The 23,547-nt window shown below is 70.7% G+C and carries 21 protein-coding genes and 2 pseudogenes; 16 read left to right on the forward strand and 7 right to left on the reverse strand.

From position 1 onward, the window contains the following. The first annotated feature begins 124 nt into the window (after window positions 1-124). The 4 genes from J5X75_RS19340 (at window position 125) to J5X75_RS19355 (ending at window position 4,030) form a co-directional block, all read left to right on the forward strand. Window positions 125-1,795, forward strand: a complete 1,671-nt coding sequence (locus tag J5X75_RS19340; RefSeq protein WP_208468805.1) for an EAL domain-containing protein — start codon at window positions 125-127, stop codon at window positions 1,793-1,795. A gap of 18 nt (window positions 1,796-1,813) precedes the next feature. Next, the gene (locus tag J5X75_RS19345) at window positions 1,814-2,203 is read left to right on the forward strand and encodes a cupin domain-containing protein (RefSeq protein WP_208468806.1); all 390 of its coding nucleotides are present in this window, start codon (window positions 1,814-1,816) and stop codon (window positions 2,201-2,203) included. A 206-nt stretch (window positions 2,204-2,409) separates the two neighbouring features. Next, window positions 2,410-2,889 (forward strand): MarR family winged helix-turn-helix transcriptional regulator, encoded by a 480-nt coding sequence (locus tag J5X75_RS19350; RefSeq protein WP_208468807.1) that lies wholly within the window; start codon window positions 2,410-2,412, stop codon window positions 2,887-2,889. A gap of 55 nt (window positions 2,890-2,944) precedes the next feature. Beyond that, the gene (locus J5X75_RS19355) at window positions 2,945-4,030 is read left to right on the forward strand and encodes an S-(hydroxymethyl)mycothiol dehydrogenase (RefSeq protein WP_208468808.1); all 1,086 of its coding nucleotides are present in this window, start codon (window positions 2,945-2,947) and stop codon (window positions 4,028-4,030) included. Here J5X75_RS19355 and J5X75_RS19360 read toward each other — a convergent pair. Then, window positions 4,027-5,403, reverse strand: coding sequence for an MGH1-like glycoside hydrolase domain-containing protein (locus J5X75_RS19360; RefSeq protein WP_238488531.1), 1,377 nt, complete (start codon window positions 5,401-5,403; stop codon window positions 4,027-4,029). The two genes, J5X75_RS19355 and J5X75_RS19360, sit on opposite strands and share 4 nt — an antisense overlap. A 111-nt stretch (window positions 5,404-5,514) precedes the next feature. Further along, window positions 5,515-6,582 (reverse strand): DNA polymerase ligase N-terminal domain-containing protein, encoded by a 1,068-nt coding sequence (locus J5X75_RS19365; protein WP_208468810.1) that lies wholly within the window; start codon window positions 6,580-6,582, stop codon window positions 5,515-5,517. 360 nt (window positions 6,583-6,942) lie between these two features. Here J5X75_RS19365 and J5X75_RS19370 point away from each other — a divergent pair, with 360 nt between their 5' ends. The 3 genes and pseudogenes from J5X75_RS19370 to J5X75_RS19380 all read left to right on the forward strand — a co-directional run. Further along, a complete protein-coding gene (locus J5X75_RS19370; protein ID WP_208468811.1) occupies window positions 6,943-8,049 on the forward strand; it encodes an FAD-dependent monooxygenase in 1,107 nt (368 codons plus the stop codon). Window positions 8,050-8,183: 134 nt separating this feature from the next. Next, a complete protein-coding gene (gene ctaD, locus J5X75_RS19375; RefSeq protein WP_208468812.1) occupies window positions 8,184-9,938 on the forward strand; it encodes an aa3-type cytochrome oxidase subunit I in 1,755 nt (584 codons plus the stop codon). A 154-nt stretch (window positions 9,939-10,092) separates the two neighbouring features. Further along, window positions 10,093-11,301, forward strand: a pseudogene (locus J5X75_RS19380) (MFS transporter); the annotation flags it as partial. 1,685 nt (window positions 11,302-12,986) lie between these two features. Here the strand turns inward: J5X75_RS19380 and J5X75_RS19385 are convergent. From J5X75_RS19385 to J5X75_RS19395, 3 genes are read right to left on the reverse strand one after another with little or no spacing between them, the layout of a single operon-like run. Further along, a complete protein-coding gene (locus J5X75_RS19385) occupies window positions 12,987-13,487 on the reverse strand; it encodes a GNAT family N-acetyltransferase (RefSeq protein WP_208468814.1) in 501 nt (166 codons plus the stop codon). Continuing rightward, a complete protein-coding gene (locus J5X75_RS19390) occupies window positions 13,477-14,055 on the reverse strand; it encodes a nicotinamidase (protein ID WP_208468815.1) in 579 nt (192 codons plus the stop codon). Before J5X75_RS19390 ends, J5X75_RS19385 begins: the two co-directional genes overlap by 11 nt. Window positions 14,056-14,063: 8 nt before the next feature. Continuing rightward, window positions 14,064-15,350, reverse strand: a complete 1,287-nt coding sequence (locus tag J5X75_RS19395; protein WP_208468816.1) for a nicotinate phosphoribosyltransferase — start codon at window positions 15,348-15,350, stop codon at window positions 14,064-14,066. A 120-nt stretch (window positions 15,351-15,470) separates the two neighbouring features. On the opposite strand from J5X75_RS19395, the gene clpS reads away from it, so the two are divergent. From clpS to J5X75_RS19420, 5 genes and pseudogenes are all read left to right on the forward strand, one after another. Next, window positions 15,471-15,761, forward strand: coding sequence for an ATP-dependent Clp protease adapter ClpS (gene clpS / locus J5X75_RS19400; RefSeq protein ID WP_208468986.1), 291 nt, complete (start codon window positions 15,471-15,473; stop codon window positions 15,759-15,761). Between the two features lie 36 nt (window positions 15,762-15,797). Then, window positions 15,798-16,298, forward strand: coding sequence for a DUF2017 domain-containing protein (locus tag J5X75_RS19405; protein ID WP_208468817.1), 501 nt, complete (start codon window positions 15,798-15,800; stop codon window positions 16,296-16,298). 52 nt (window positions 16,299-16,350) lie between these two features. Beyond that, window positions 16,351-16,847, forward strand: a pseudogene (locus J5X75_RS19410) (M67 family metallopeptidase). A 51-nt stretch (window positions 16,848-16,898) separates the two neighbouring features. After that, window positions 16,899-17,213, forward strand: a complete 315-nt coding sequence (locus tag J5X75_RS19415; protein WP_208468818.1) for a MoaD family protein — start codon at window positions 16,899-16,901, stop codon at window positions 17,211-17,213. 16 nt (window positions 17,214-17,229) lie between these two features. Then, the gene (locus J5X75_RS19420) at window positions 17,230-18,195 is read left to right on the forward strand and encodes a PLP-dependent cysteine synthase family protein (RefSeq protein ID WP_208468819.1); all 966 of its coding nucleotides are present in this window, start codon (window positions 17,230-17,232) and stop codon (window positions 18,193-18,195) included. Between the two features lie 4 nt (window positions 18,196-18,199). Here J5X75_RS19420 and J5X75_RS19425 read toward each other — a convergent pair whose 3' ends face one another. Next, window positions 18,200-18,571 (reverse strand): hypothetical protein, encoded by a 372-nt coding sequence (locus J5X75_RS19425; RefSeq protein WP_208468820.1) that lies wholly within the window; start codon window positions 18,569-18,571, stop codon window positions 18,200-18,202. Between the two features lie 249 nt (window positions 18,572-18,820). Here J5X75_RS19425 and J5X75_RS19430 point away from each other — a divergent pair, with 249 nt between their 5' ends. Genes J5X75_RS19430 through rdgB form a run of 4 tightly spaced genes read left to right on the forward strand, consistent with a single transcriptional unit; the run spans window position 18,821 to window position 22,196 of the window. Next, window positions 18,821-19,567, forward strand: coding sequence for an MBL fold metallo-hydrolase (locus tag J5X75_RS19430; RefSeq protein WP_208468821.1), 747 nt, complete (start codon window positions 18,821-18,823; stop codon window positions 19,565-19,567). A gap of 49 nt (window positions 19,568-19,616) precedes the next feature. Beyond that, entirely contained in the window at window positions 19,617-20,846 is a 1,230-nt protein-coding gene (locus J5X75_RS19435) for a glycosyltransferase (protein ID WP_208468822.1), read from the forward strand. A 10-nt stretch (window positions 20,847-20,856) separates the two neighbouring features. Further along, window positions 20,857-21,585, forward strand: a complete 729-nt coding sequence (gene rph / locus J5X75_RS19440) for a ribonuclease PH (RefSeq protein WP_204297272.1) — start codon at window positions 20,857-20,859, stop codon at window positions 21,583-21,585. Further along, on the forward strand, window positions 21,582-22,196 hold the full coding sequence (gene rdgB, locus J5X75_RS19445) for an RdgB/HAM1 family non-canonical purine NTP pyrophosphatase (protein ID WP_208468823.1): 615 nt from the start codon (window positions 21,582-21,584) through the stop codon (window positions 22,194-22,196). The genes rph and rdgB overlap by 4 nt, the downstream gene beginning before the upstream one ends. Here rdgB and J5X75_RS19450 read toward each other — a convergent pair whose 3' ends face one another. Next, window positions 22,197-23,441 (reverse strand): alpha/beta fold hydrolase, encoded by a 1,245-nt coding sequence (locus tag J5X75_RS19450; protein WP_307798161.1) that lies wholly within the window; start codon window positions 23,439-23,441, stop codon window positions 22,197-22,199. Between the last annotated feature and the right edge of the window lie 106 nt (window positions 23,442-23,547).

Genomic DNA, 23,547 nt, shown 5'->3' on the forward strand with positions numbered 1-23,547 from the left:
CTGCGGATACGTCAAAACTTTGACGCTTGCGTCCACTGTTACTACGGCCCGGTGACAGGTCGTAATAGGTGAGGGTCTTGGTGGCTGCGGGAACAGCCGTGCACAAGGGGGGAGGTGGCGGCATATGACGGTGCCCGAAGAACGGGAGCTCTGGACTCCCGCGCCGCCGCACACCCTGCCGGAGCCACGGCAGCCCGCCGACGACCGGGCCGCGTGGTTCACGTACACCGCCGCCGGTGACCAGATCGTCTGGTCCGCGGCGCTCTCCGCGATGGTCGGCCGCGCCCCCAACGAGACCGGGATGACCCGGCAGATCCTCGCCCGCCACGTCCACCGCGACGACCACGCCAAGGCTCTGGGCGCCATCACCGAAGCCTGGACCAGCCAGAACACCGTGCTCATCACGGTCCGGCTGATGCGTGCCGACGGCGGCTGGTTCGACGTCGACTGCACCCTCGAACCGATGGCCGGGCCGGACGGCACGGTGCGCGGCATCCGCGGCACGATCCGCGACGTCTCGGCCCGCGAGCGGGCCCGCCGCGAGTCGGCCCGCCTCACCCGGCGCGGCGAGACCGTCCAGGCCTCGCTCGTCGAGCCGGATCCGGCCACCGGCCTGCTCACCCGGGCGCGGTTCGCCGACGAGGTCGACCGCGCTCTGCGCGGAGCCGGGGGCGCGCTCCTGGTGCTCCGGGTCCAGGCCGGAGAAACCGACGGGGTACGACCGGAGCACAACGCCGATCTTCTGCACCGCACCGCCCGGCTGCTCGAGGACCAGGTCCGCCCGGAGCACCTGCTCGGACGGGTCGGCCCCAACGAGATCGCCGTGCTGTTCGCCCGGACCACCTGGCGGGCCGCCCGTGAGCAGGCCCGGGTGCTGATCGAGGCGCTGCGCGAGCAGGCGTGCGTCTGGGGTGGCCTGGTCCGGTTCGAGCAGGACGCCGAGGCCGGCAGCCACGGCCTGCTGATCGATGCCGAACAGGCCTGGCGGCAGTCCCGGGAGGCGGACCGCCCGCTGACCCTGGTGGCACACCCGGTCCCGGTCCGCGACCGGCAGGGCTCCTACCGCTCCCGGGTCGCCGACGCGCTCGGCACCGACCGGTTCACCCTCTACGCGCAGCCGATCCTGGAGTTGCAGACCAACCGGGTGACCCGGCACGAGCTGCTGCTACGGGTGATCGACGAGAGCGACGGCCCGCAGTCGCCGATCCAGGTGCTGGACGCCGCCGAGCGGCTCGACGCGGTCTTCGACATCGACCTCTGGGTGGTGGAGCGGGCCATGCGGCTCGCCGCCGAGCAGCCCGGCCTGTGCCTGCAGGTCAACCTGTCCGGCCGGTCGGTCGGCGATCCGCGGCTGACCAACGAGGTGGAGAAGCTGCTGGACCGCTACCGGGTGGATCCGGCGCAGCTCACCTTCGAGATCACCGAGACGGCGCTGATCGGCAACCTGAGCGAGGCCCGCCGGTTCGCCGACCGGGTCCGCGACCTGGGCTGCGGTCTGGCGCTGGACGACTTCGGCTCCGGCTACGCCTCGTTCCGCTACCTGCGGCTCTTCCCGATCGACCTGGTCAAGATCGACGGGGAGTACGTGGTCGACCTGGTCGACAACCCGCAGGATCAGGTGCTGGTCCGGGCGCTGGTGCAGGTCTGCCAGGCGTACGGCATCCACACCGTCGCCGAGTTCGTGCAGGACGAGGCCACCCTGCGGATGCTGCGGGAGCTCGGCGTGGACTACGTGCAGGGCTATCTCATCGGCCGTCCGGCGCCGGTTCAGCCGGGCCGATTGCGGAGGGCCTGACCCGGGTAACGTCCGGACATGGAGCACTTCACGATTGCCACTGTCGCTGAGCAGAGCCCCGATTTCCGCCGTGTGCTCTGGACCGGGAAGCACACCCAGCTCGTGATCATGACGGTCCCGCCGGGCGGCGAGATCGGCGAGGAGATCCACGAGGTGGACCAGATCCTGACCTTCGTGAGCGGGATCGGCAAGGCCGTCGTCGGCGGCCAGACCCGCAAGGTCGAGCAGGGGGACCTGGTGGTCGTGCCCGCCGGCAAGAAGCACAACTTCCTCAATGAGGGGCCGAACCCGCTGGTCCTCTACACGGTCTACGGCCCGCCGGAGCACGCCGACGGCGCGGTGCACAAGACCAAGGAGGAGGCCGACGCGGCCGAGGAGGCGGGCAAGGACGAGCCGCCCACCGAATAGAAGGACCCTTAGGCACACGGCGCCGGAACCGGCCGAGGCCCCCCAGCCAGCCGGTTCCGGCGCCGTGTCGGGGTGAAAGTCCCCGGACAGCGTACCCGGCCAGGTTCACGTAAGTCGATCGAATCCAGGGCTGATCCGTTACGCCATCTGTGGATCTCGGCTGTCCGGCCACTACCGCGGCCGTCGATCGCCACTAACCTGCCAGCATGGAAGAGCCTCGCTGGTTGACCGATGAGCAGCAGCAAGCCTGGCGGCAGGTGATCGAAGTGCTCATCCGGGTGCCGGCGGCGCTCGAAGCCCAGCTCCAGCGGGACGCCGGCCTGACCCACATGGGCTACCTCGTCCTGATGACCCTCTCCGAGCGGTCCGACCGCCGCCTGTCGATGAGCCGGCTGGCGAAACGGGCCAGCGCCTCGCTGTCCCGGCTCTCCCACGTGGTGGCCCGGCTGGAGGAGAAGGGCTGGGTCCGGCGGGAACGCGACGCCGCGGACGGCCGGGTCCAGATCGCCGTGCTCACCGAAGCCGGCTGGGAGAAGGTGGTGGAGACGGCGCCCGGGCACGCGGAGGCCGTACAGCAACTGATCTTCGACCGGATCACCCCGGCGCAGGCCCGCCAGCTCGCCAAGGTCGCCGAGGCGCTGCTGGAGACGCCACTGGAGGTTCGTTCCCGTCCCGTTTCCCGGTGAGATCTGCGAGGCTGTCCTGATCGGACCAGCCACCGGTGAAGGGTCGTGGACGAGCATGAGTCAGCGGGTGCGGGGCGTGATCGCCCGGGAGAAGGGCAAGCCGGTCGAGGTGGCCACCATCGTGGTGCCCGACCCAGGGCCGGGCGAGGCGGTGGTGCGCATCCAGGCCTGCGGGGTCTGCCACACCGACCTGCACTATCGCGAGGGCGGGATCAACGACGAGTTCCCGTTCCTCCTCGGCCACGAGGCGGCCGGGGTGGTCGAGGCGGTCGGCGCCGGGGTCACCGACGTGGCGCCGGGCGACTTCGTGGTGCTCAACTGGCGGGCCGTCTGCGGCAACTGCCGGGCCTGTCACAAGGGCAAGCCGTGGTATTGCTTCGCCACCCACAACGCGGCGCAGCGGATGACGCTGGAGGACGGCACCGAGCTCTCCCCGGCCCTGGGCATCGGCGCGTTCGTGGAGAAGACGCTGGTGCACGCCGGCCAGTGCACGAAGGTCGACCCGTCGGCCCGGGCCGCGGCGGTCGGCCTGCTCGGCTGCGGCGTGATGGCCGGCATCGGCGCGGCCATCAACACCGGCGGCGTCACCCGCGGCGACTCGGTCGCGGTCATCGGCTGCGGCGGGGTCGGCGACGGCGCGGTGGCCGGGGCGGCCCTGGCCGGAGCGACCACGATCATCGCGATCGACACCGACGACCGGAAACTGGAGTGGGCCCGCGGGTTCGGGGCCACCCACACGGTCAACGCGCGCGAGCACGACGTGGTGGAGAGGGTGCGCGAGCTGACCGGCGGGTTCGGCGCCGACGTGGTGGTCGAGGCGGTGGGCCGGCCGGAGACGTACCGGCAGGCCTTCTACGCCCGCGACCTGGCCGGGACCGTGGTGCTGGTCGGCGTGCCCACCCCGGAGATGACCATCGAGCTGCCGCTGCTCGACGTCTTCGGCCGGGGCGGCGCCCTCAAGTCCAGCTGGTACGGCGACTGCCTGCCCACCCGCGACTTCCCACTGCTCACCGAGCTCTACCGGCAGGGCCGGCTCGACCTGGACGCCTTCGTGACCGAGGAGATCGCGCTGGACGAGGTCGAGCAGGCCTTCGCGAAGATGCACACCGGCGACGTGCTCCGCTCGGTGGTGATCTTCTAGGCGGCCCGGGCGTAGGCCGGGGCGGACCGGTCGGCCAGCAGATCCAGGCAGAGGGCGGCGGTCCAGCTGAACGCGGACGTGCCGAGGCCACCGCCCTCCTCCGGATGGAAGTACTCGAAGTGGCCGTTGCGGTGCACCAACCGGACCAGGCGGCGGCGCAACTCCTCCGCCTCGTCCCGCCGGCCGTGCACCAGCAGACCCCGGCGCAGCAGCCAGTTCACGTTGATCCAGACCGGGCCGCGCGAGTAGCGGTGGGTGTCGAACTCACGCGCGGTGCGGTCGTGGCTGGGCGCCGGCAGCCCGAACCGTTCCGACCGCAGCTCGGCCAGGATCCCGTCGACCTGGTCCGGCTCTAGGTCCGGCAGCATCAGCGGCAGCAGACCGGAGACGCAGTGCGCCGGGCTGAGCCGCCCGGTCCGTACGTCACGTGCGTGGAAGGTGCGGGTCTCCGGGTTCCACAGCCGCCGCCCGATGGCCGCCGTGACGTCGCGCGCCCGCTCCCGGTGCCGGCGCGCCTCGGACGGGCGGCCCAGCACCCCGGCGATCTGCGCGAGAGCCAGTTCGGCGGTGGCCAGCACAGCGTTGAAGCCGGGACATTCGACGACGAAGGCGTGCCGTTCGGCGAGCCCGGTGTCGGAGTACTCCCCGGCCTGGTAATCCAGAACGAGACCGACGTACCGGGCATGATCCGTGTCGGTCGGGCGGTGAGCCGCGTCGGAGAGCGCGAGGTCCCGCCGGGGATGGCGGTCCAGCAGCCCGGGGTCCGCCGGCACGGCGGCCAGCGCCTCGTCCCAGGCCGGGCTGTCGTCCAGGCCGGACTCCCACGGATGCACGATCGACGCCAGCCCGCCGCCGCCCGCGTCCCGCCGGTCGCCGAGGTACTCCTGCTGCGCCACCAGCCGGGGATAGAGCCGGTCGAGTTCGATCCGGGCCTGCTGGACGGCGTCCGCGCCGTGCGCCGCGGCGTGCCGGTAGACCTCCCACGCGGCGAGCGCGTGCAGCGGCGGCTGGACCAGGCCGGTGCTGCTGCGGGCGGGCCGGCCGGCGTAGGCGGGCACGTTCCAGAACCGGGGCCCGGGGAAGTAGGCCTCCTCCGGAGTGTCCGGGTCGAAGGCGATGTGCGGCACCCGGCCGTCCGGCCACTGGGCCGCGAAGAGGCTGCGCAGATCCCGCCAGGCGCGCGGCTGGTTCACGTAGGCCAGCCCGATCGCCGTGAACGCGGTGTCCCAGCTCCACTGATGCGGGTAGAGCGTGCGCGACGGCACCGTGTGGTCACCCACCCAGTTGGCGTCGAGCACCCGGGCCGCGGAGGCCCACAGTTCCGCGCACACCTCCGGGATCACCGGCAGGGTCGGGGACAGGTCGGGATGCATCTGACGATCAACCTTCCGCTGGGCCGCCCGGTGAGACCCACTCATCGGCGGTCGGCGACCGGCCTGCAGGGAAATGGGCGCACGCATTCTGGCGGGGGCGACCCTTGTCGATCAAGCGTCGATCGTCCGCCACAGACGGCTGCGATGGCCGGGCAGATAGGGGGAGTCCAGGCGTTTCGCGACGATTCCCGGCAGGCCCTGATCGCGCGCCGCCTCGAGGGCGAACTCGCCGCCACCCGCGAAACAGGGCGGCGTCTGCCAGTGGTCACCGGCCAGGGACAGGCCCTCCAGCAGCTCACGGCGTTCGGCGTACCGGACCACCTCGATCGTCGCGTGCCCCTCCAGCCACAACAGGTCGTAGATCAGCAGGTGCGCGGGCGTGCGCTCGGCCGCCCGCCGCGCCGCCGCGGCGTCCTTCGGCGCCTCCCGGCGGGCGAGCAGCCCGGGATCGGGCCGGGCGCCGTCGAACGTGACGATCTCCCCGTCCAGCACGGCCTCGACCGGCGCGAGCGCCGGGCCCAACGGCCGAATCTCCGGAAACCACCAGGTCACATCGTCGCCGCCGGCATCGGTGAGGCGCACTCTTCCCCCGGAGACGTACGCGAGGACGCGCCGCCCGCCCCACGCCATCTCATAGCCCCAGTCCGGGTCGTCGGCGGGGAGCCCGGCGGCCGGGGTGGTCAGCATCGGTCGCAGCGCCTCGGGCATCGGCTCCCAGCCCGGCTCGGCGGGATCCATCCGGCGTACCATCCAGTCCCGGTCGCCGGTCCGGAAGAAGACGTAACGTCCGCTCGTGCGCTCCCCGTGGAAGGTGACGCCGATCTCGTCGTCACGCCACTTGTCGGCCTCGTAGGTGCCCCGATCGAAGATCGTCATCCGGCCGCCGCCGTACTGGCCGGCCGGGATCTCACCGGCGAAGTCCAGGTATTCCAACGGGTGGTCCTCGGTGTGCTTGGCCAGGTTGTTGCGGGCCCGGTCGCGGGGCAGACCGCGCGGCACGGCGAACGACACCAGCACGCCGTCCCGCTCCAGCCGGACGTCCCAGTGCAGGCTGCGGGCGTGGTGCTGCTGGATGACGAACCGGCGCCGGCCGCTCGGCCCGGGCCGGGAAGCGGGCACCGGCTCGGGAGTGCGCCGGGCGTCGCGCTTGCGGCGGTACTCGTCCAGGCGGTCCGTCATACCCGGATTCTCTGCCCCTACCCGGAGCGGATTACACCGGTGTAACTCGATCGGCGGGCGAGAATGTCGTACCCCGGTGGTTGGCTCTGGTCATGCACACCGCACTGCACCGCCTCCGCAGGCACCGCCGGGCCGTCGCCCTGGCCCGTGCGGGACGCGCGTTCGCCGTTCTGGCCGCAATGGACGGTCCAGACCGGACGGACAGTGCGGACTGTCCAAGTAGCTCGACTCTGCTTGGCGGGTGGCCGCCGCTGCCGTACAAATCGGACCAGACGCTGACCGAGGGTGTTCCCCGCGCCGGTCGCCGCCGGTAGTGTTCTGGCTCCGACGCGTATCCATCGACAAGAAGGCGCTGGTGCGATGACCTTGCGCATCCTCGTGGTGGGCGCCGGCATCGCCGGCCTGGCCGCAGCCCGTGGGCTGCGAGTCGCCGGCTTCCGTCCGGAGGTGGTGGAGGCCCTGCCCGCCACCGTCGTCCCGGGCGCCGGCATCTACCTTCCGGGCAACGCCTCCCGTGCGTTGCGCCTGCTCGGGCTCGACGTTCCGTTACGCCCGCTCGGTGATCTCATCTTCCGGCAGGTCTTCCTCGACCAGCGTGGCCGCCAGCTGTTCGAGATGGACGTCGCGGGCCTCTGGGCCGGGGTCGGCGAGTCCCGCGCGCTCTCCCGCGCCGACCTCCAGCAGGTCCTGCTCACCGGGGTCGGTGGCGAGGTGCGGTTCGAGACCGAGGTGCGCGATCTGCAGGTCGTCGACGGCGCCGCCAAGGTCGAGTTCGCCAGCGGCGGCATCTCGGAGTACGACCTGGTCGTCGGCGCCGACGGCCGGCGGTCGATGATCCGGGACCGGGTGGGCCTGGGCGGCCCGGCCGTGCCGACCGGCCAGATCGTCTACCGCGCCGTGGTCAGCGGCGGCCCACCGCTCACCGACTGGACGGCGGTGCTCGGCCGGCGGTCGCAGTTCGTGGCCATGCCGATGGGCGGGCGGCGGCTCTACTGCTACGCCGACGAGACCGCGCCGGACACCCCCAACCCGGAGGACCCCCGGGCTCGCCTGCGTGAGCTCTTCCAGGGGTACGCCGGCCCCGTCCCGGCCATCCTCGACAAGATCGAGAAGGTGCAGGTCGCCCGGACCGACGAGGTGGTCCTGCCGGCCTGGTCCAAGGGACCGGTCGTGCTGGTCGGCGACGCGGCGCACGCCACCGCGCCGACCCTGGCCCAGGGCGCCGCGATGTCCTTCGAGGACGGTTGGGTGCTCGGACAGGAGCTGCGGTCGGCCGGGGGCGACATCCCCAAGGCCCTCCGAGCGTACGAGGATCGTCGCCGCCCGCGCTGTGCCGAGGTGCGCGAGCGGACCCGCGAGCGGGACCGGACCCGGGACGTGCCACCCGCTCTGCGCGACCCGATGTTGCGCCGTCGCGGAGTCCGCATCTTCACCGATCACTGCCGGGCGCTGGTGGCGCCGGTCTGACCGGGCGGCGCGGCCGCCGTGCCCTTTGGTCACCCCGCTAAGGCCGAAAGTAGGTGGGGGACTATTCTGCCACCGGAGTACGCCCGATCATCGGGATATCCCGAGAGGGACGAACGAGACAACGGAGGCAATTCGTGACGACCGTTGCGCCGTCGCCGATCGCGACCCGACCATATCCGGTGCGGCGGCAGGTCAAGGGCTCGGCGTTTGCTCGGATCCTGCGCACGACGGACGCGAAGCAGATCGGGATCATGTACATGATCACGGCCTTCGTGTTCTTCCTGGTGGGTGGCCTGATGGCCCTTCTGATGCGAGCCGAACTCGCCCGGCCGGGCATGCAGGTGCTCTCGCCGGAGCAGTTCAACCAGCTCTTCACCATGCACGGCACGATCATGCTGCTGTTCTTCGCGACGCCGATCGTGTTCGCGTTCGGCAACTACGTCGTGCCCATCCAGATCGGCGCGCCGGACGTGTCGTTCCCGCGGCTGAACGCCTTCGCCTACTGGCTGTACCTGTTCGGCGGTCTGATCACCATCGGCGGGTTCCTCACGCCGGGTGGCGCCGCCGACTTCGGCTGGTTCGCGTACACGCCGCTGAGCAACTCGCTGCACTCGCCGGGTGTCGGCGGCAACATGTGGGTGGTCGGCCTGGCCATCTCGGGTCTGGGCACCATCCTCGGCTCGGTGAACCTGATCACCACCATCCTGACCCTGCGCGCCCCGGGCATGACCATGTTCCGGATGCCGATCATGACGTGGAACATGCTGGTCACCGCGCTCCTCGCGGTCATGGTGTTCCCGTTCCTGGCGGCCGCGCTCTTCGCCCTCGCCGCCGACCGCGTGCTCGGCGCCCACGTCTTCGACGTGGAGACCGGCGGGCCGATGCTCTGGCAGCACCTCTTCTGGTTCTTCGGCCACCCCGAGGTGTACATCATCGCGCTGCCGTTCTTCGGCATCATCACCGAAGTCATCCCGGTGTTCAGCCGCAAGCCGGTCTTCGGCTACAAGGGCCTCGTCTCGGCGACCCTGCTGATCGGCGCGCTGTCGATGTCGGTGTGGGCGCACCACATGTTCGCCACCGGCCAGGTGCTGCTGCCGTTCTTCTCGTTCCTGAGCTTCCTGATCGCGGTCCCGACCGGCATGAAGTTCTTCGTCTGGATCGGCACCATGTGGCGCGGCCAGATCAGCTTCGAATCGCCGATGCTCTTCGCGGTCGGCTTCATGGTGACGTTCCTCTTCGGTGGCCTGTCCGGCGTCCTGCTCGCCTCGCCGCCGATCGACTTCCACGTCTCCGACTCGTACTTCGTGATCGCCCACTTCCACTACGTGCTCTTCGGCACGATCGTGTTCGCCGTCTTCTCGGGCATCTATTTCTGGTTCCCGAAGATGTTCGGCCGGATGCTGGACGAGAAGCTCGCCCGGATCCACTTCTGGCTCACGATGATCGGCTTCCACGGCACGTTCCTGGTGCAGCACTGGCTCGGCACCCAGGGCATGCCCCGGCGGTACGCCGACTACCTGCCGGACGACGGGTTCACCTTCCTGAACACGTTCTCCACGATCGGCTCGTTCATCCTCGGCCTGTCGACCCTGCCGTTCATCTACAACGTGTGGAAGTCGTACAAGGTCGGCAAGCTCGTGACGGCCGACGACCCGTGGGGCCACGGCAACTCGCTCGAGTGGGCCACCAGCACCCCGCCGCCGCTGCGTAACTTCGACCGCATGCCGCGGATCCGCTCCGAGCGGCCCGCCTTCGACCTGAAGTTCCCGGAGCTGGCCGCCGGTCACTCCCTCGCCGGCCCGCCGGAGGGTGGCGCCCGGCCGCTCACCGCCGAGTCCGACGGTGGCGCGACCTACCAGGAAGACGTGAGCAGCAGCCGCGATCACTGATCGCCCGGCGTTCCCCGAACGGCCCGCACTCCCCGGAGTGCGGGCCGTTCGGCGTTTCTGCGGCGCTCGTCACAGCGCCCGCTGGGGCGCCGGCAACCCGTTGGATTTGTGTCGTACCCCCACGGCAGGATGGGCGGGGAGGTCAGGATCCGACATGTTGCTCACGCCTTACCGCGAAACACTCGCGCTGCCGAAGATCACGTCTCTGTTGATCGTCGCCACGCTGGCCCGCGTGCCGATCGCGGCCGGCACGGTCGTGCTCACCCTGCACGTCGTCCAGGGCCTCGGCATGAAATATGTGGCGGCCGGCCTGGTCGGTGCGGCGTCGACGATCGGCGGCTCGATCGGCGCGCCGGTGATCGGGCGGCTCATCGACCGCTGGGGCCTGCGGCCGCTCCTGCTCCTGACGACGGTCGCCGAGGTGGTCTTCTGGATCGTCGCGCCGACCCTGCCCTATGCGGCGCTGCTGCCGGTCGCCGCGGTCGGCGGATTCCTGGCCCTTCCCGCCTTCTCGGTGGCCCGGCAGGCGATCGCGGCGCTCAGCCCCGAGTCGCACCGCCTGCCCGCGTTCGCGCTCGACTCGATGACCACCGAACTGTCCTTCATGGCCGGTCCCGCGCTCGGCGTGCTGATCGTGACGACCGCCGGCTCGCATGCCGCGATGATCGCCCTGGCCGTCGGCATCCTGCTGGCCGGCGCCGGCCTGTGGCTGCTGAACCCACCGGTCCGGGCCGCCCACGAGGCCCCGGTGTCGAGCGGCGAGCGGCCACCACGGCGCAGCTGGCTCAAGCCCCGGTTCGTCGCCGTCCTGGCCGTCACGATGGCGGCCACCCTGGTGCTCTCCGGCACCGACGTGGCGGTGGTCGCCACGCTCCGGGCCTCCGGCGAGGTGGAGTGGGCGGGCCTGGTGCTCTCCCTGTGGGCCTTCTTCTCCCTGGTGGGCGGCTTCCTCTACGGCACCGTCCGGCGCGGCCTGCCCACCCTGGTGATCTTCGCCCCGATGGCCGTGCTGACCATCCCGGTCGGCCTCGGCGGCGACCACTGGTGGCTGCTGGCCCTCCTCCTGATCCCGGCGGGCGCCCTCTGCGCCCCGACCATCACGGCGAGCTCCGACGCCATCAGCCGGATGATCCCGGCCGCGGCACGCGGCGAGGCCATGGGCATGCACAACTCGGCCCTGACCGTCGGCGTCGCCCTCGGCGCCCCACTGGCCGGCCTGGCCATCGACCACCGCGGCCCGGCCTGGGGCTTCGCCGCCGTCGGCGCGGTCGGCGTCCTGGTCGCCCTCCTGGTCCTACCCGCCGAATTCCGCCGCCGCCCCTCCACCGACCCGATGTCGTCCGAGGCCCACCCGCCTTCCACCGACCCGATGTCGTCCGAGGCTCACTCGCCTTCCACCGACCCGGTGTGGTCCGAGGCCCACCCCTCTTCCACCGACCTGGTGTCGTTCGAGGCTTCCGGGGATCGCTCGCCTTGCGGGGACTTGGTGTCGTTCGAGGCTCCCGCGGATCGCCCGCCTTCCGCCGACCCGGTGTCGTCTGGGGTTTCCGGGGATCGCCCACCTGCCGCCGACCCGACGGGCTCGATGGCCCCCGCGGACCCCGCTTCCTCCTCCGGCTCCGCGCCAGTCTCCGGGTCCGTGCCTGTCCCCGGTGGCCTGTCAGCCGGGTCCGCGTAGCGAGTCGGAGTGGCCGTATTCAGGGCCACGTTTGTCTCCGATGGCCTGCCAGCCGGTTCTAGCCTCATCGTCGGGCCCCGGGCTGGAGGACCAGGGACCTTTGCGGTTCGGCTGAATGCTGCCCGCCTCCTGTACCCACCCGATCCCGCGTTTTCGGACGCTTTGCCACCGAAGACGGTGGTAAAGCGTCCAAGATCGTCGTCTTGACGGGTGCGGTGGCGCCGCCGCCTCCTGACCGCGAAACCGGTGGATGGGTCTGTCCAGAAAACGTACGGGCCCGTGTGGACATCTTTCGCGGTCCGAGGCGGCCTGCGTCCTGCGTTCCAGACAACGCGATCTTGAGCGTTTTGCCCCCGAGGGCGGTGGTGCATCGTTCAAGATCGCGCTCGCTTGGATTCCCTTCTGGCTCGCGCTTGAGTGGCTCGAGAAGGACTGCGCGATCTTGGGGGCTTTGCCACCGCGGGCGGTGGTGATTCGTCCAAGATTTGCGTCTGGCGTCTGGCATCTGGCGTTTGGCCGGTGCGGTGCGGTGCGGTGCGGTGCGGTGCGGTGCGGTGCGGTGCGGTGCGGTGCGGTGCGGTGCGGTGCGGTGCGGTGCGGTGCGGTGCGGTGCGGTGCGGTGCGGTTCGGGCTGCCGCCAGCAGTGTGGAGATCTTTCGCGGTCGGGGGAGCGGTGCGCGTCATGCGTTCCGCGCTGCGCGATCTTGGGCGTTTTGCCACCGAGAGCGGTGGTGGATCGTTCAAGATCGCGCTCACTCGGATCCCTTATGGCTCGCGCCTGAGTGGTTCGAGAAGGGCTGCGCGATCTTGGGTGCGTTGCCACCGGGGGCGGTGGTGAATCGTCCAAGATCGGCGCCTTGGCGGGTGCAGGTGGTGCGATCCGGGCTGCCGCCAGCGGTGTGAAGACCTTTTGCGGTCAGGGGGCGCCGCGCGTTTCGCGTGCCGCGTGGTCAGGGGGCGGCGTGCGTCCTGCGTACCGGGCTGCGCGATCTTGGACGTTTTGCCGCCGAGGGCGGTGGTGAATCGTTCAAGATCAACGCTTGATTGGGTCACCTTCTGGCTCGTGCTTGAGTGGCTTGAGAAGGGCTGCGCGATCTTGGGTGTGTTGCCACCGGGGGCGGTGGTGAATCGTCCAAGATTGGCGTTCGGCGCCTGACGCCTGACGCCTGCCGCCTGACGCCTGACGCCTGGCGCTTGACGCCTGGCGCTTGACGCCTGGCGCTTGGCGGGTGCGGGTGGCGCCTGGCAGGTGCGGGTGCGGGTGCGGGTGCGGTGGCGCGTGGCGGGTGCCGGTGCGGGGGTGGTGGTGGGGTGGGCGTTGTTGGGGTGGGCAACGGGGCTGTCAGGGTGGGGGGTGGTGGAGGGGCGCGTCAGGGGTGGGTGAATTCCTGGTGCATGACGTGCAGGCCGACCGGGCCGTGGGCCGGGTGCCGGAAGGACCGGGGGACGGTGCCGATGATCTGGAAGCCCTCCCGCTGGTACAGGGCGACGGCGGCCGTGTTGGTCTCGACGACGGCGTTGAACTGCATGCTCGCGAACCCCTGCCGGCGAGCCCAGTCGAGGGCGTACCGGCACAGTGCCGTCCCGGCTCCACGTCCGCGGGCGGCGGCCGCGACCATGAAGCTGGCGGTGGCCACGTGTGATCCCGGGCCGGGGCGGTTGGCGCCCATCTTGGCGGTGCCCACGACTCGGCCGTCGAGCAGGGCCACGACGGTCAGGCCCGGCGGTCGTTCCACCCACATGTCGCGGGACACCGTCTCGGTCATGGCCGGGTCGTAGGGGAACGTCTCCTCGGCCCGGATCACGTCCTGGATGATCGCCCACACGGCGGGCCAGTCGGCGCCGGTGAACGGCCGGATCTCAGGCGTCAACGACGGGCTCGCCGGTCATGGCGATCGAGGCGGCACGGAACTGTTCCAGGGCGGCGTCGGTGGTGCCGCGGGCCACGCCGGCGGTGAGTTCCAGCAGCACGGTGGTGGCGAAGCCTTCCGCCGCGGCGTCCAGCGCGGTCGCGCGTACGCAATGGTCTGTCGCTATGCCCACGACCTCGACCTCGGTGACTCCCCGGCCCCGCAGCCAGCCGGCGAGGGTTTCGCCGGCCTCGGTCGTGCCTTCGAAGCCGGAGTAGGCCGCCTGGTGGGCGCCCTTGTGGAAGATCGCCTCGATCCGGTCGGTGACCAGTTCGGGGTGGAACTCGGACCCGCTGGTGCCGACCACGCAGTGCGCCGGCCAGGTGTCCACGTAGTCGGGGTGCTCGCTGAAGTGCGCTCCCGGGTCGACGTGGTAGTCCTTGGTGGCGACCACGTGCTCCCAGCGGTCACCGGCCCGGTCGAGCACCAGCGAGATGCCTTTGGCGACCGCGGCGCCGCCGCCGACCGGGAGTGAGCCGCCCTCGCAGAAGTCGTTCTGCACGTCCACGATGATCAATGCGCGTGACATGGTGCCCCCTAGGCGGTGGGAACGATGACGACGGGGATCGCGGGGTCACCCGCGGAGAGTTTGAGGCCCTCCCACGGGATCGAGATCAGATTCTGCCGCAGGTGTTCGCGGGACTCCTGGAGGCTCGGTGTGTGGACTACTTCGCCGTCGGCGATCCAGGTGCGCTGGAGCAGCCGGTCGTTGGTCTGGTGGTCGGGCACGCCCTGGGAGAAGATGATCTCCTCGGTGGCGGTGCCGGTGGGCTTGTGCCGGCGGATCGCGATCTTGCGGCCGCCGACGGTCGCCTTGTTCTCCGAGCGCTTGACGACCGGGCGGCCCTCGACCTCGACGAGTTTGTAGACGAGGCCGGCGGTGGGCGCGCCGGAGCCGGTGACCACGGCGGTGCCGGCGCCGTACATGTCGACGGGTTCGGCGGCGAGGGTGGCGATCGAGTACTCGTCCATGTCGCCGGAGACGATGATCTTGGTTTCGGTGGCGCCGAGAGAGTCCAGCAGCTCCCGGGACTGCTGGGCCAGAACGGACAGGTCGCCCGAGTCGATGCGGATGGCCCGCAGGTCCGGCCCGCCGATCGCGATGGCGTTGCGGATGCCCTGGCTGATGTCGTACGTGTCGACCAGCAGCGTCGTGTTCTTGCCCAGGGCGGCCACCTGCGACCCGAACGCGGCCGGCTCGTCGTCGTGCAGCAGCGTGAACGCGTGCGCCGACGTGCCGGTGGTGGGTATGCCGTACGCCCGCCCGGCCGCGAGGTTGGACGTGGACGCGAACCCGGCCAGGTAGGCGGCCCGGGCGGCGGCGACCGCGGCCTGCTCGTGGGTGCGCCGGGACCCCATCTCGATGATCGGGCGCCCACGGGCGGCGGTGACCATGCGGGCGGCGGCGGCCGCGATGGCGCTGTCGTGGTTGAGCACCGAGAGGATGAGCGTCTCCAGCACCACGCATTCGGCGAAGGTGCCGGAAACGGTCAGGATCGGTGAGCCGGGGAAGAACAGCTCGCCCTCCGCGTACCCCTCGATCTCGCCGGTGAAGCGATAGTCCGAGAGCCATTTGGCGCAGGTCTCGTCGACGATCCCGGACGAGCGCAGGAACTCGACCTCGCCCGGGGTGAAGCGGAAGTCGCGGATCATCTCGATCAGGCGACCGGTGCCCGCGACCACGCCGTAGCGGCGTCCGGTGGGCAGGCGCCGGGCGAACACCTCGAAGACGCAGTGGCGGTCGGCGGTGCCGTCCCGCAGCGCGGCGCTGACCATGGTCAGCTCGTACTGATCGGTCATCAGGGCCGGCGTGATGGTGTCCACGGGCAACACCCTATTGCGCGTACGGCCGGAGCGTCGCCCGTGGGGCTCGACGCGACTGTTGACCTGCGGTTCGATGCTCCGGTTCACCGGTTCGCCGAATCCGGTGGCAACATGGGGGGCATGGCGTTGCCTCAGGTTGCTCCCGTCGAGACGCCGGAGATCGAGGAAGTACCGGCCGGGGACCGGCCGTGGGTGACCATCGTCTGGGACGACCCGGTCAACCTCATGTCATATGTGACCTGGGTCTTCCAGAAGCTCTTCGGATACAGCAAGGAAAAGGCCGAGAGGCTGATGATGGACGTGCACACGAAGGGCAAGGCGGTGGTCTCGACAGGTGCGCGTGAGCGCATGGAGATGGACGCCAACCAACTGCACGGATACGGTCTCTGGGCCACGGTCGACCGGAGTTGACCGTCCGGCGGTCCCGACAAGCGGGTGGGGAAGAAGATGTTCCGACGCAGCGGTGGCCAGTGTGTCGCCACGTTCGCGCACGATGAGGTGCGGGTCCTGCGGAAGGTGGCCGCTGAGGTGGTCGGCCTGCTGACCGACGGGATGGATCACACCGATCCGGTGGTGTCCCGCCTCTTCCCGGACATCTATCCCGACCGCCCGGAGGACTCCCAGGAGTTCCGCCTCTACACCGAGGGCGATCTCAAGACCAGCAAGATCGACCAGGCCGGCGCGATCCTCGCGGCCCTGCCCGACGAGGGCGAGGGCGAGGTCCGGCTGGACGGTGAGGCGGCCGAGGCCTGGCTGCGGGCGATCAACGACGCCCGGCTGGCCATGGGCACCCGGCTGGAGATCCAGGCCGATACCGACCTGGGTGAGGAGCTGGACAACGCGGTCCTGGAGGACCCGGGTTCGAGCCGGGTGTTCCAGCTGTCGGTCTACGCCTATCTCGGCTATCTCCAGGAGTCGCTGCTCAACGCGCTTCCTGAGATCCGGTAGGTGTGTGAACCGCCACGGTGGGGGCCGGGAAATCTCACGGTAATGTGAACGCGTGCTGACCATCGACCGAGCGATCATCGACGCGATCGTCGCCCACGCCCGCCGGGACCACCCGGACGAGGCCTGTGGCGTCGTGGCCGGAGCGATCGGCAGTGACGTGCCCCGCCGGCACATCCCGATGGACAATGCCGCGCGTTCGATGACGTTCTACGAGTTCGACTCGATGGAGCACCTGCGGGTGTGGCGCGAGATGGACGACCTCGACGAGGAGCCGGTGGTCATCTACCACTCGCACACCGCGACCGAGGCCTACCCCTCACGGACCGACATCTCGTTCGCCGGCGAGCCGAATGCGCATTATCTCCTGGTCTCCACCCGCGAGCCGGACTCCGAAGAGATCCGGTCGTTCCGTATCGTGGACGGTGTGGTGACCGAGGAAGAGGTCAACATCGTGGATGCGACGGTGAAGGCGTGATTTCCACAGCTGTGCAGTCGTACATGTTCGGGCAGAGCCCGGCATCGGTCTTCTACGAGTGTCGCTGCCGGTAAAGCGACCAGGTAAAAGCCCGTCACGTTCGACTTCTCTAGGAGATTCCAGCCATGGCTATCGAAGTTCGCGTCCCCACCATCCTGCGCAGCTACACCGGCGGCGCCAAGATCGTCGAGGGTGCCGGTGACACCCTCATCGAGCTCATCGACGACCTGGACGCCAAGCACAACGGCCTCAAGAGCCGGCTGATCACCGCCGAGGGCGGCCTGCACCGGTTCGTGAACATCTACGTCAACGACGAGGACGTCCGCTTCCTCGGCGCGCTCGACGCCAAGCTCAAGGACGGCGACTCGATCACCATCCTCCCGGCCGTGGCCGGTGGCGCGCTTGGCTTCGCCGCCGCCGCCGCCCTCATGGGCAAGTAACGGGAGCCCAGCGAAGATGGCTCGTTACGAGAGCCTGCTGGACGCGTGCGGGGGCACGCCGCTCGTCGGCCTGCCCCGCCTCTCACCGGCGGTGCCCGAGGGGGCGCCGCCGGTGCGGCTCTGGGCCAAGCTGGAGGACCGCAACCCGACCGGCAGCATCAAGGATCGCGCCGCCCTGTTCATGGTGCGGGCGGCCGAGGAGTCCGGGCATCTGCGCCCGGGTGACACCATCCTGGAGCCGACCAGCGGCAACACCGGCATCGCCCTGGCCATGGTGGCCAAGCTGCGGGGCTACCGGCTGGTCTGCGTGATGCCGGAGAACGTGTCGGCCGAGCGGACCCAGCTGCTGCGGATGTACGGCGCGGAGATCATCTTCTCGCCGGCGGCCGGGGGCTCCAACCAGGCCGTGGCGACCGCCAAGCAGATCGCCGCCGAGCACCCGGACTGGAAGATGCTGTTCCAGTACGGCAACCCGGCGAACGCCCGCGCCCACTACGAGACCACCGGTCCCGAGCTGCTGCACGACCTGCCCACGATCACGCACTTCGTGGCCGGGCTGGGCACCACCGGCACGCTGATGGGCACCGGCCGGTTCCTCAAGGAGAAGATCGAGGGCATCCAGATCATCGCCGCCGAGCCACGGTACGGCGAACTGGTCTACGGCCTGCGCAACATCGACGAGGGCTACGTCCCCGAGCTGTACGACGCCTCGGTGCTGACCCGGCGCTTCTCGGTCGGCACCCGGGACGCGGTCCTGCGTACCCGGCAGCTGATCGAGGTGGAGGGCATCTTCGCGGGCTTCTCCACCGGCGCGGTGCTGCACGCGGCGCTGGCTGTGGCGCACGAGGCGGTCCGTGCCGGCAATCGGGCCGACGTCGCCTTCGTGGTGCCCGACGCCGGCTGGAAGTACCTGTCGACCGGAGCGTACGGCGGCACGCTGAACGAGGCCGAGGAGGCTCTCGAGGGTCAGCTGTGGGCGTGAGCCCTCAGTAGGCCAGCGCCACCATCACGTCGGCCACCATCGGCGGGGCGGCGGCGAGCAGCAGGAACCAGGGCAGGATGCGCTGGTGGATGGCGAGGACGGCGGCCACCACCGGCGCCACGCTCAGCATGGTGAGCGCGGCCAGGGCGGGCAGATACCAGGCCGGCGCTCCACCGAAGACGGCGATCACGGCGTAGAGGCCGACGCCGACTCCGCAGATCCCGAGCACGGTGCCGTAGAGGGCGACCGCCAGCACCCGGCCGGCGCCGGGCGGCGGATCCTCCGGTGTGGGGAAGCGGAAGATCGCCGGTTCCTCCGGCAGCCGCTGCGGCGGCACCACGGCGTGGGTGGTACGGGCGTGCTTCAGAGCGGTCATGCCGCCTCCGTCCGACGACCTTCTTCGAGGTTCACCCAGAGCAACGCGGATAGATCACCGGACGTGACGGTGCAAAGGTGATGAGCTGGTCGAAGGTGCTGTGACGTGCGTTGTCGATTTAGCGACAAATCGATCAGTTGTTAACGCGAGACACTGGTCGGGGCGTACGCTTCGCACCGTGATTGACCGGTCGGTGGGGGCGTGGACGGCGATTCCGAAGCCGACCCAGTGTGAGCCAGAGGGACCCGGATGCGACTAACCGTTCTCGGTTGTGCCGGCAGTTTTCCCGGCCCCGAGTCGGCGTGTTCGGCCTATCTCGTGGAGGCCGACGGGTTCCGGCTTCTGATCGACTTCGGTTCCGGGGCGCTCTCCGCCCTCCAGCGGTACTCGGACATGCGTGGCATCGACGCCATCCTCCTCACCCACCTGCACTGCGATCACATGCTCGACGCGTGCACCTATGTGGTGGTCCGCCGCTACGACCCGGCCGGGCCGCTGCCGCCGGTGCCGGTCTACGCCCCGATGGGCGCCGCCGAGCGGATCGCCGCCGCCTACAGCACCGAGGGCGAGCCGGTCGACGACGTTTACACCTTTTACGGCCTCCAGCCGGGGACGTTCCCGATCGGGCCGCTGACGATCACCGTGGACCGGGTCAATCACCCCATCGAGACGTACGGCGTACGCGTCGAACACAACGGCCGGGTGCTGACCTACTCGGCGGACACCGCGCCGTGCGAGTCGCTGCTGCGCCTGGCGGCCGGCGCCGACCTGTTCCTCTGCGAGGCCAGCTATCAGGACGGTGTGGTCAATCCGCCCGACCTGCACCTGACCGGTGGAGAGGCGGGCGAGGCGGCCACCAAGGCGGATGTCGGAAAGCTGCTGTTGACCCATCTCGTCCCGGCGTGGGCCAGTGAGGCATCTATTGTGGAAGCGGCCACCGCCGCCTATGCGGGGCCGGTCGAAGTCGTCCGCCCAGGCGCCAGATACGATCTCTGAGCCGGACGGGGGGTAGGGACCGGGTAGTACGTGACCTTGGAGTTGTTGCATGCGTATCGTTCGCCTGGCCAACTTCGTCACGGTTCACACCGGTGGCCTGCGTACGGCACTGCGCCAGCTCGGCCGCGGCTACCAGGCCGCCGGTCACGAGGCGGTGCTCGTCATCCCCGGCCGCCGCTTCTCCGACAAGATGACCAAGCAGGGCCGCGTCATCACGCTGCCCAGCGCCCCGCTGCCCCGTACCGGCGGCTACCGGGTCCTGGCCGGCCGCCGTGAGCTGGTCAAACTGCTGGACAGCCTGGAGCCGGACCGGATCGAGGTCTCCGACCGCACCACTCTGCGCTGGACCGGCAACTGGGCCCGGCAGCGCGGCGTCCGGTCGATGATGGTGTCCCACGAGAGCCTGGCCGGCCTGCTCGGCGTCTGGGGCATGCCGAAACGCGACGCCCTCGCCGACCGGTTCAACCGGCGCACCGCCGAGGCCTTCGACACGATCGTCTGCACCACCTCGTTCGCCGCCGCCGAGTTCCGCCGGCTGGACGTGCCGAACCTGGTGGAGGTGCCGCTCGGAGTCGACCTCAAACTGTTCCACCCGAGCAAGATGGACGTCGCGGTGCGGTCCCGCTACGCCCGACCCGATGAGCTGCTGATGGTCTACTGCAGCCGGCTGTCCGCCGCGAAACGCCCCGAGCTGGCCGTCGACACGGTGGCCTCGCTGCGCAACGGCAAGGTGCCGGCGGTGCTGGTGATGGCCGGCGACGGGACCCGGCGGACCGCCCTGGCGTACCGGGCGGCCCGGCTGCCGGTCCGCTTCGCCGGGCACATCTCCGACCGCTCGGCCGTGGCCGCTCTGCTGGCCAGCGCCGACGTGGCGCTCTCGCCCGGTCCGGTGGAGACGTTCGGCCTGGCGGCGCTGGAGGCGATGGCCTGCGGCACGCCGGTGGTGGTGAACGAGCAGAGTGCCCTTCCCGAGGTGGTCGGCGGCGGCGGGATCGCGGCGGCCGGCACCGCCGAGGCGTTCTCCGACGCGGTCAGCCGGCTCATGGAACGACCCCGGGTGGAGCGCCGGGGCGCCGCCCGTGAACAGGCCGAACAGTACGGCTGGCCGAAGGCGGTCGCCGGGTTCCTCCAGGCGCACGAGGCGGTGCCCGAGCCGGCGACCGCGCCCGCGCTGATCCGTCCCGCGGTGCCGTCCCGGCCGTACCTCCCGTCGCCGCGGCGCACCGCACCCGCCCGGGAGGCCGGGGCGGACGAAGCCGGTGCGGCCCGCTACGCATAGGGTTGGGGGCATGGCGCGACCCGACGGCCGAGCGGCCGACCAGCTGCGGCCGGTGACCCTGTCCCGGCGATGGAGCATCCACCCCGAAGGTTCGGTGCTGGTGGAGTTCGGCAACACCCGGGTGCTGTGCACCGCGAGCGTCACCGAGGGGGTGCCGCGCTGGCGCAAGGGCTCCGGGCTCGGCTGGGTGACCGCGGAGTACGCGATGTTGCCCCGGGCCACGAACACCCGCGGCGACCGGGAGAGCGTCAAGGGCAAGGTCGGCGGGCGTACCCAGGAGATCTCCCGCCTGATCGGCCGCAGCCTGCGCGCCTGCATCGACCTGAAGGCGCTGGGGGAGAACTCGATCGTTCTCGACTGCGACGTGCTCCAGGCCGACGGCGGCACCCGGACAGCGGCGATCACCGGGGCCTATGTGGCGTTGCACGACGCCGTCACCTGGCTGGCCGAGCGCAAGGCGCTGGCCGGGAAGATCGAGAAGGTGCTGCACACCTCCATCCAGGCGGTCAGCGTCGGCATCATCGACGGCGAGGCCCGGCTGGATCTGATGTACGACGAGGACGTGACCGCCGAGGTCGACATGAACGTGGTCTGCACCGGCGCGGGCGACTTCGTCGAGGTGCAGGGGACGGGGGAGAACGGCGTGTTCCGCAGGGCCCAGTTGGACGCGATGCTCGACCTCGGCGTGCTCGGGTGCGCCGAACTGGCCGCCGCGCAGCAGAAGGCGCTCGCCGCGTGAGCGCCCGGCTGCTGCTCGCCACCGCCAACAAGAAGAAGCTCGTCGAGTTGCAGCGCATCCTCGACGCGGCGCTCGGCGTGGCGCAGATCGAGCTGGTCGGCCTCGGTGACTTCCCGAACTACCCGGACGTGCCGGAGACCGGCCTGACGTTCGGGGAGAACGCGCTGATCAAGGCCCGGGAGGGCGCGAAGCGTACCGGCCTCGCGACCGTCGCCGACGACTCCGGCCTGGCGGTGAACGCGCTCAACGGCATGCCCGGCGTGTTCAGCGCCCGCTGGTCCGGCGGGCACGGCGACGACCAGGCCAACCTGGACCTGGTGCTGGCCCAGGTCAGCGACCTGCCGGACGAGCACCGGGGCGCCGCGTTCGTGTGCGCCGCCGCTCTGGTCCTGCCGAACGGGCGCGAGCACCTGGTCGAGGGCCGCCAGACCGGCCGGCTGCTGCGGTCCGGCCGCGGCGACGGCGGTTTCGGCTACGACCCGATCTTCGTGGGCGACGGCCAGGACCGGACCAACGCCGAGCTCAGCGCGAGCGAGAAGGACGCCATCAGCCACCGCGGGAAGGCCTTCCGCGAGCTGTCCAAGGTGATCGCCAAGGAACTGCCCCGCTAGCTACTCGCGGACCATGGTCAGGAGCCGGTCCAGGACGCGTTCCTCCCGGCCCAGACCGTCGTGGGCGTACTCGTTGGTGATCCACGGTCGCAGGTTCCCGATCGCGGCCGCGGTGGCCAGCGACATGTCCCGGTCCACGTACATGTCGTCGTGGTAGATCGCGGCCGCCACCGGGACCTCGTTGGCGGCCAGCCGCTCCGGGTCGTAGAGGGCCGGCCAGTCGGCCTTCTCGGCGATCCGGTTCGCCGGCCCGGCGAGCGGCGCCAGGGCCGGATCCTCGGTGAAGTGCCAGGGATAGATCATCTCCCCGGTGAACCGCACCGGGGTGTCCCGGTCCAGGTCGAACGCCGCGAACTCGGCCCGCACCCGGTGCGCCGCCCACCCGGTCGCCGCGCCCTGACCGTAGATCGCCTCGTGCAGTACGGCGTAGAGCGGGTCCTCGGCGAAGGACACCACGGCGTCGACCCGGCGCAGGAACACCTCGGACAGGTCGGGCCCGGCGAACGCCTCCTCCAGCAGGTGGTGCAGCTGGTCGAAACGGGCCGCCGAACCCAGGCCGATGCCGAGCGTCTGGAACCGGTGCGGGGTGAGCCGGTCCCCGCCCGGCAGCCGCGCGTCCTGGTCCCGCAGCGCGTCCACCACCCGGCGGGCGATCGCCTCGTCCTCCGGATAGCGGGCGAAGTAGCGCTCGTTGCGCGCCAGCACCCGCGGGTAGGCGGCCCGGTACACGTCCTCCGCGGTCGCGGTCAGCCCCGGCAACCCACCCGTGATGACCACCTCGCGCAGCCCCTCCGGCGCGAAACTGAGGTAGGTGACGGCACAGAACCCGCCGAAGCTCTGCCCCAGCACACTCCACGGCCGGTCGCCGGCCAGATGCCGCCGGAGCAGTTCGGCGTCGGCGACGATGGCATCCGCCCGGAACCGGGCGAGGTGGGCGGCCGGGTCGGCGATCCGCGCCAGCGTCTGCCGGGTGAGCGGCGTGCTGCGCCCGGTGCCACGCTGGTCGAGCAGGACCACCCGGTAGTCGCGGGCCGCCCGGCGCAGCCACACCGGCAGCTCCCGGGGCGCCCGGTGTCCCGGCCCACCCTGGAGGAAGAGCAGGAACGGCCGGCCTTCGGCCGCCGGATCGGCCTCCCGCACCTCGCGCGCGAAGATCTCGATGCGCGGTCCGTCCGGGTCCCCATGAATCAGGGGTACGGCCAGCGTGTGCTCGGCGAAGACCAGCCCCGAATGACGATGGATCACTCCCCGATCCTGCCGTATCCGCGGCCCTCATCAGCGACAGGTGGCCGATCATCTCGTCGCGAAACGAAAGGCCGTTCCTCGCGAATCGAAAGAGCAAGGTCCCGCA

The sequence above is a fragment of the Actinoplanes flavus genome, assembly GCF_017592555.1.
GTDB lineage: Bacteria > Actinomycetota > Actinomycetes > Mycobacteriales > Micromonosporaceae > Actinoplanes > Actinoplanes flavus.

Coding starts and splice junctions, on each gene's coding strand:
- J5X75_RS19340 (WP_208468805.1), top strand. CDS start 125: ATGACGGTGCCCGAAGAACGGGAGCTCTGGACTCCCGCGCCGCCGCAC.
- J5X75_RS19345 (WP_208468806.1), top strand. CDS start 1,814: ATGGAGCACTTCACGATTGCCACTGTCGCTGAGCAGAGCCCCGATTTC.
- J5X75_RS19350 (WP_208468807.1), top strand. CDS start 2,410: ATGGAAGAGCCTCGCTGGTTGACCGATGAGCAGCAGCAAGCCTGGCGG.
- J5X75_RS19355 (WP_208468808.1), top strand. CDS start 2,945: ATGAGTCAGCGGGTGCGGGGCGTGATCGCCCGGGAGAAGGGCAAGCCG.
- J5X75_RS19360 (WP_238488531.1), bottom strand. CDS start 5,403: ATGCATCCCGACCTGTCCCCGACCCTGCCGGTGATCCCGGAGGTGTGC.
- J5X75_RS19365 (WP_208468810.1), bottom strand. CDS start 6,582: ATGACGGACCGCCTGGACGAGTACCGCCGCAAGCGCGACGCCCGGCGC.
- J5X75_RS19370 (WP_208468811.1), top strand. CDS start 6,943: ATGACCTTGCGCATCCTCGTGGTGGGCGCCGGCATCGCCGGCCTGGCC.
- J5X75_RS19390 (WP_208468815.1), bottom strand. CDS start 14,055: ATGTCACGCGCATTGATCATCGTGGACGTGCAGAACGACTTCTGCGAG.
- clpS (WP_208468986.1), top strand. CDS start 15,471: ATGGCGTTGCCTCAGGTTGCTCCCGTCGAGACGCCGGAGATCGAGGAA.
- J5X75_RS19405 (WP_208468817.1), top strand. CDS start 15,798: ATGTTCCGACGCAGCGGTGGCCAGTGTGTCGCCACGTTCGCGCACGAT.
- J5X75_RS19415 (WP_208468818.1), top strand. CDS start 16,899: ATGGCTATCGAAGTTCGCGTCCCCACCATCCTGCGCAGCTACACCGGC.
- J5X75_RS19420 (WP_208468819.1), top strand. CDS start 17,230: ATGGCTCGTTACGAGAGCCTGCTGGACGCGTGCGGGGGCACGCCGCTC.
- J5X75_RS19425 (WP_208468820.1), bottom strand. CDS start 18,571: ATGACCGCTCTGAAGCACGCCCGTACCACCCACGCCGTGGTGCCGCCG.
- J5X75_RS19430 (WP_208468821.1), top strand. CDS start 18,821: ATGCGACTAACCGTTCTCGGTTGTGCCGGCAGTTTTCCCGGCCCCGAG.
- J5X75_RS19435 (WP_208468822.1), top strand. CDS start 19,617: ATGCGTATCGTTCGCCTGGCCAACTTCGTCACGGTTCACACCGGTGGC.
- rph (WP_204297272.1), top strand. CDS start 20,857: ATGGCGCGACCCGACGGCCGAGCGGCCGACCAGCTGCGGCCGGTGACC.